Annotated in this window: 1 protein-coding gene; it reads left to right on the forward strand. The window is 51.7% G+C overall.

The window, feature by feature from the left end; translation table 11 throughout:
- On the forward strand, nt 1-906 hold a 906-nt coding region (locus HMPREF0980_RS19225; RefSeq protein WP_198146336.1), incomplete at both ends, for a hypothetical protein.

Consider the following 906-nt stretch of genomic DNA (forward strand, 5'->3'; position numbering starts at 1 on the left):
ATGGGCGTAAAGATGAATGTAGGAACGGTACTGTCGGAACTCGATTCCATGAACAGATACCTGTCGGATGTCTGGATGAAAAGCGGCACGCTTGGCAAGGCGTTCCGGTCTTTTGAAGGAGAGGCCGGCCTTCAAAGTGCGGCATATGACAATCATAAGAGCTATATCGGGCAGGTGCATCAGCCCGTAGCAGAGGGAATCGCCGGCTTTTGTTCTGAGATGATGGAGGCAAACGATGCGTACGGAGGCTGCCTCCGCCAGTATTTTTCAGACGGAATGACCGTGGACGAAGATAAGTGGAAAAGCGAGCATGAGGCTTTGAAAGCGCATTATGACCAGCTTAATTCCACGCTGACCTATATCATAGAAACGATACGGAGCATGGTCTCTATGGGGGGACGCCCTGGGGCTGTCTATACGGATATGAGCGGCTATCAGCGTATCGCCAATTCCTATCGTGAGGAGCTGGAAACCCTTTATGAGATCATAGAGGAGTACAGGGAAAATATCGAGAAGATTGGCGAGATGCTGATAGCCACGTCAGGCATATATGAGGGAGCACAGCGCATGCAGAAGGTGCTGGCATCCGCCATATTGGCCATGTCTTCTGTGGGCTACGATGGGGCAACGAACGAATATGTCATAGTGCCGGTAAATCTGCAGCTGTTTGCGAAGATCGAAAAGGAAAGGCAGGAGATCCTCATAGCGAAGGTGCTGAACAAGCAGCTCGGTGACGAGCTTCTGGGGGAAGAGGAGTTCATGGCGCTTGATGCAGAAGAACAGCTGGAGTATGCAGACAAGGTAGCAAAGTTGATCGGGAAATATATCCCGAACCTGTCGGTGCAGATGCTGGACGGGGAGATGAGGATACCGTTGGCAGATGGGCTTGTGCTGTATGGGGGAGTG

Source organism: Dorea sp. D27 (assembly GCF_001185345.1).
In the GTDB taxonomy this organism is placed as follows: domain Bacteria; phylum Bacillota; class Clostridia; order Lachnospirales; family Lachnospiraceae; genus Extibacter.